Below are 4888 nucleotides of genomic sequence, written 5' to 3'. Positions count from 1 at the left end.
CTCTGCCAAAACGCCCACTACAGAGGACTCGTCGCCTGGTCCACTGCAGAGGACTCGTCGCCTCGCCCACTACAGAGGACTCGTCGCCTCGTCCACTACGCGAACATTGAGCTGACGTAGAATTCGAGTGCTTTGGGGGTATGGGGGCAAACCCTCAAAACGTGCGGCCGTTGCCCTCGGCGAACGGTTTGTTGGGTTTAGATGGGCAATCCTCTTTGTCGATAACGGGTTTTTCCCCGTTTTCCCTCGCGATCCCAAACATTTATTGCGGCTGTAGCACAGGGTTATCGCGTTCACCCTGATGAGCACCCATTCTGCGCGAAAGTGTTTTTCGCCTGTCATCTCATCTGCAGGGTGGTGTCACTGAAGTCGATTGGGTGTCCTGCGAGTAGGTTGCAGGGCAAGAGGGTTTCCTTTTCCATGCAATCACCACGTTTCAAATTGATGATCTGCGTCGGCGCGACAGCGCTGAACTTGCTGCTCGTCGCTTTGGGATACTACTTGTTCGGCCCGGTTGCCGCCTTCGGGTTTGGGGCGACGTTCGGGATCGCCATTTTCGAAGCGGTGATCTGGTATTTTCGACGCGGAAAAACAAGGACCAACGAACGCCGGATCATGACCGCGGTGATTGTCATCGCGACACTGACCGGGATCGTGATCGGAGTGGATTCGTATCGAAACGGTCTTCACGAAACGCGCGCCCGCGTCCGCGAGGCGAATCGTTTGCGGTCTCAAGTGAAATCCAAGTCGCAATACGAACTGGTCACGATCTCCTATCACGCGCCGCCGCTGCAGACCGATGAGCGGTTGTCGGTTCACGGCTATGTGACCAATCCCGAAGACTTGGATTCGTTGCAAGAGATGGTTTACCGCAACCGAAAATGGAAGGTGGAGTGGGACGTGGGGCTGATGTCCAAGAGCCCGTCCAGGCGATAAGCCACGAGCGGGGAATAAGAGTCGCATTGTCGTGGATCGCCCGCTGCCACCTGCTTCACTCAATCTACAAATTCGAGTGTGTAGCAGTCTTCGACACGGACCTTGTTTGGGTCGACCAGATCGAGCGCGGTGAGCTGTTCGAACAGTTCGCTCCATCGCTGAGCGGTCATCGTGCCGACCGTTTCCACACCCGCCGCGTTCGGCATCGCCAGCTCGCGCATCACCTTGGCTCCGAACTTGAGTGCTTCAGGCGTCATGCCTTCTTCGTTGACGGTCAAGATCGCTGCGTTGCCTTGGCTGCCGTCGGTCAGATAGTCGCGCCAGCCCTGACGCGTGACTGCGACGAAACGCCGAACCAGATCGGGTTGCTCGCGGATCAGTTTTCCTGTCGTCACCAGAACGCTCGAGTAGGGATTGAACCCGAGATCGCTGACCATCAAGGTGTTGACCGGCACCCCCTGCTGTTCGGCGAGCAGGGGTTCGGCACAGCTGTAACCTTGGATCACGATATTGGGATCGCCGACCAGCGACGCGATGCTGCCGTGGTAGGGCACTTCCTTGACCCCGTCCAAGATCCCTTTGGAACGCATGAATTCGACAAACGCGCGTCCGGCCTGGCGTTGCAGCGTTTTGCCCTTCAGGTCGGCAAACGATTCCACGCCGCTGTCCTTGCGGGCCAGGATGCAACGCGGGTGGTTTTGCATCGCGGCCATCACCGCCACAACGTCGATTCCTTGTTGGCGATAGATGATCACGTCGTCCGCATTGGCGATCGCGAATTGAGCACGCTCCAAGGCCAGTTCGGGACCGATCGGTGTGGCCCGCCCCCCCGGCTGGACCGTCACGTCAAACCCCTCGGCATGATAAGATCCGTCGGCCAGAGCTTGGAATAATCCCCCGTGTTCGGTTTCGGGATACCAGTTCAATTGGACCTGAATGGGCGTGCCGCCGTCGGGTGACGGCGCGGGCGTCGAATTGCATCCGGCCAGGATGACAAGAACGGCAAGGTAGGGAAGTTGCAGAAGCTTCATCGGATTTGGCTCGGGCGGCCCGTTGGAGTGGCGTTTGCAGAATGATTGCAATGTATCAATCCGCAAGGCAGCTGCGAATCCACTGGTTCAGCCTGCCGCGGTCGGCGAAGAGCACTGCGGCGAACGTTTCGCCGGGCAGCTGGCGTGAAACCTCTCTTTACGTTTGGCCGCCGCTGCCGTTACCTTGTCATGAAACACGCGCCGGAAATGCGTCTGAGCTGTTTAGCGTTCTGTTTTGGTGGTCTTATTTGGAGCTCAGCTCATCGGGTTTGGCCGTGAAACGGATTTGAAGTCCAATCGTTTGTTCAGGGAAGAATGTCATGGGCGAAACCATTCGTTATTTGATGGTCGCCGTTGCCGCACTGATCTCGATCCTCCAGATCGCGCCTGCCCGGCTTGTGGCGCAGGGGCCGAGCGGCGGATTTGAAATTCCGTCGTCGCTTTCTGGCGGTTTCGGATCGCCCGCGGAGTCGTCGCGTGGCGCCGGCGGATCGGCTTCGATGAGCTTGCCGAATTTTACCGGCGGAGTCGACACACAACGTGTGGGGCCTCGAGCCGGTGGCCCGACGACCGATCCGACAACCTCCCGCGATCGTGCCTGGCTTTCCGAGACGACGTCCGGGGTCAAGCGACCGACGACCGAGCCGGTGGGTTCCACCGCGTTTGGCGGCCAGTCGTCTCCGACGTTGCCCAACGACCTCCGCAGCAACCCAAACCGAAACACGATTGCAACGGTCGGTGCCACCCAGGATCCGCAAAGTCGCGAAGCTCAATTGATGGCGAACGCGCGAGAGTCGACGGGATCGACAAGCAGCGCCGGCAGCGGGGCATCGCGAGGCTTTGGCAGTCTACCGTCCGGCGTTCGGTTGCCAGACCAAGGCAACACGGCGGGATCCAACGCCACGTTCGGCAGCGAGTTCGCACGGAATCCGGCCACGGCGTCGCCGAGTCCGACAAACCGTCCCGTCTACGGCCCACCGACCGCTCAAGAAGCCAACTACGATCTGTCGGTCTTCAATGCCAACAACCGAACCAATTCAAACGCCGCGTCTCCCCAGACCGCCAATTCCCAAAATTTCGGTTCGCAAAATTTCGGTTCCCAAAACTTTGGACAAAACTCGACCAGGACGACGGCGCAGCAAGACCTCTTGTATCCGGGAAGCCTGTCCGGTGGGGCGGCATCGCGGCAAACCGCGACCGGTGGTTCGGCATTGGGATTCCCTGCGGCCGATCCCCGCTCGATGACCTCGACTGGTGCGACCAGCGGTAACGGGGCGACCAGCACGACGCCTCCCAGTGTGCCTTCCAGTTGGACCTACGAACAGATTGCTCAGCTAGGGCAATTGTTTGGGGTCCAACCGACTGATCCGCGGATGGGCGACAAGGCTTTCGTGAACGACCTGTACGCCAGCTATCGAGAGTATTTGGCGAAACAGCAAGCGGCTCAGGCGAGTGCCGAAACGACAGCCAACGCGGCCGCACCGGGGCGCTGGTCGGCCGGAGGTATCGGGGTGGGTGGACAGGCGGGATGGAACCTGCCAGGCGTTCAACCACCGGCCGGAACGTCTCAACCGGGCGGATTGGCGGGGATGGATCCGCGTTTGGCCAGTCTTGATGGCCTCACCACCACGACGGGTGGCGGCACTTGGGGTTCAGAAGACAATTCTACGCGCAGGACCGACGTGGATCCGCGCTTGTCCCAGAAAGACATCGATGGATTGCCGCCAGGGGCGTGGTCCTATGACAAGTACGGCAATCCGATCGACAAGGAACGTTATGTCTTGGATCGATTTGGCGAGCGTGTGGATGAGGAAACTCAGTGGGAGCTGACGATCGGTCGAAAACGTCGCATGGAAGAAGAGCGCCTGGCTAAACTGGAAGCCGAGCGCGTCCGCTCGGCGCTGCCGGCTGATTCATCGCTGGGCCAGCCCAGTGCCAGCGACCGTTTGCTCGGCGGCAATGGAGTCACGGCGGCGGGGTCGTTGCGACCGCCTGTCGGTGGCGTCAGCGCGGCGGATCGGCCCAACCTTGCCGGCACAGGAGCCGCGGGCGGCGGCGGTCAGCGAGACCCGGGCCAACGAGACCCCAGCCAGAGCAACCGCCCGCCGTCGGCCGACCAGGCAGGGATCGCGGGTGCGATCGGCAGATCCAACCCCTACGTCAACGTCTTCTTGCTATGCTCGCTCGTGGCCAACGCGTTCCTGTTCATCTCGTTGCATCGCTTGTGGTACCACCACCGCGATCTGATCGCGTCGAGCCGCATGGCTGCCAGCGGGATGTCTAGCAACGACTAGGCGAATTTCATCTCGACACGCTCAAGACCATCTGATGACGATTGATCTAAAAAGTTTCATCCGCGACATCCCCAATTTTCCCAAGCCAGGGATCATCTATCGCGATATCGCCCCGTTGCTGCTCGACCCCCAGGCCTTCAAGGCTGCCACCGAAGCCATGGCGGCACCGTTCGACGGAGAAACGGTCGACGTGGTCGCCGCCGCCGAAGCGCGGGGATTCATCTTTGCCGCGCCGTTGGCGCTGCACTTGAACGCCGGGTTCGTGCCGATTCGAAAACCCGGCAAGCTGCCCTTTGAAACGCATTCCCATTCGTATGACCTGGAGTACGGCAGTGACGAGTTGCACGTCCACATCGACGGCGTGCTTCCCGGTCAGCGGGTGATCATCGTCGACGACCTGCTCGCGACCGGCGGCACGATGCAGGCCTGTTGCAAACTGCTGGAACTCTGCCAGGCCGAGATCTTGGGGTGTTCGTTCCTGATTCACTTGGCCGGGCTAAAGGGCGAAACCAAGCTGCAGCCCTACCGCGTCGAATCGGCCATCGTCTATTAAGTTTCGCGTCGCCCGTCTTGCTGCTTCGCAGCGCGTGGGGATGCGCCTGAAGGCTGGACACCAACCTGCGCTGG

Annotated in this window: 4 protein-coding genes; 3 read left to right on the top strand and 1 reads right to left on the bottom strand. The window is 60.4% G+C overall.

Annotated features, from left to right (window positions below; all coding sequences use genetic code 11):
- Window positions 1-420: 420 nt before the first annotated feature.
- The gene (locus ABX749_RS21915; RefSeq protein WP_145208726.1) at window positions 421-936 is read left to right on the top strand and encodes a hypothetical protein; all 516 of its coding nucleotides are present in this window, start codon (window positions 421-423) and stop codon (window positions 934-936) included.
- A gap of 59 nt (window positions 937-995) precedes the next feature.
- On the opposite strand, the gene ABX749_RS21910 is transcribed toward ABX749_RS21915, so the two are convergent.
- Window positions 996-1967 carry an ABC transporter substrate-binding protein gene (locus tag ABX749_RS21910; RefSeq protein WP_372897860.1) on the bottom strand — a complete coding sequence of 324 codons (972 nt, stop codon included), beginning with the start codon at window positions 1965-1967 and terminating at the stop codon, window positions 996-998.
- Between the two features lie 320 nt (window positions 1968-2287).
- Here ABX749_RS21910 and ABX749_RS21905 point away from each other — a divergent pair, with 320 nt between their 5' ends.
- A complete protein-coding gene (locus ABX749_RS21905; protein WP_372897859.1) occupies window positions 2288-4261 on the top strand; it encodes a hypothetical protein in 1974 nt (657 codons plus the stop codon).
- 34 nt (window positions 4262-4295) lie between these two features.
- Window positions 4296-4814 (top strand): adenine phosphoribosyltransferase, encoded by a 519-nt coding sequence (locus ABX749_RS21900; protein ID WP_095742005.1) that lies wholly within the window; start codon window positions 4296-4298, stop codon window positions 4812-4814.
- The last annotated feature ends 74 nt before the right edge of the window (window positions 4815-4888 follow it).

Source organism: Stieleria sp. (genome assembly GCF_041595215.1).
Taxonomy (GTDB): Bacteria; Planctomycetota; Planctomycetia; order Pirellulales; family Pirellulaceae; genus Stieleria; species Stieleria magnilauensis.
Note: the sequence above shows the minus strand (reverse complement) of the source record. Positions and strands in the feature narration are given on the sequence as shown.

Excerpts from the sequence above, each read along its gene's own strand:
- ABX749_RS21915 (WP_145208726.1), top strand. The coding sequence starts at position 421 with ATGCAATCACCACGTTTCAAATTGATGATCTGCGTCGGCGCGACAGCG.
- ABX749_RS21910 (WP_372897860.1), bottom strand. The coding sequence starts at position 1,967 with ATGAAGCTTCTGCAACTTCCCTACCTTGCCGTTCTTGTCATCCTGGCC.
- ABX749_RS21905 (WP_372897859.1), top strand. The coding sequence starts at position 2,288 with ATGGGCGAAACCATTCGTTATTTGATGGTCGCCGTTGCCGCACTGATC.
- ABX749_RS21900 (WP_095742005.1), top strand. The coding sequence starts at position 4,296 with ATGACGATTGATCTAAAAAGTTTCATCCGCGACATCCCCAATTTTCCC.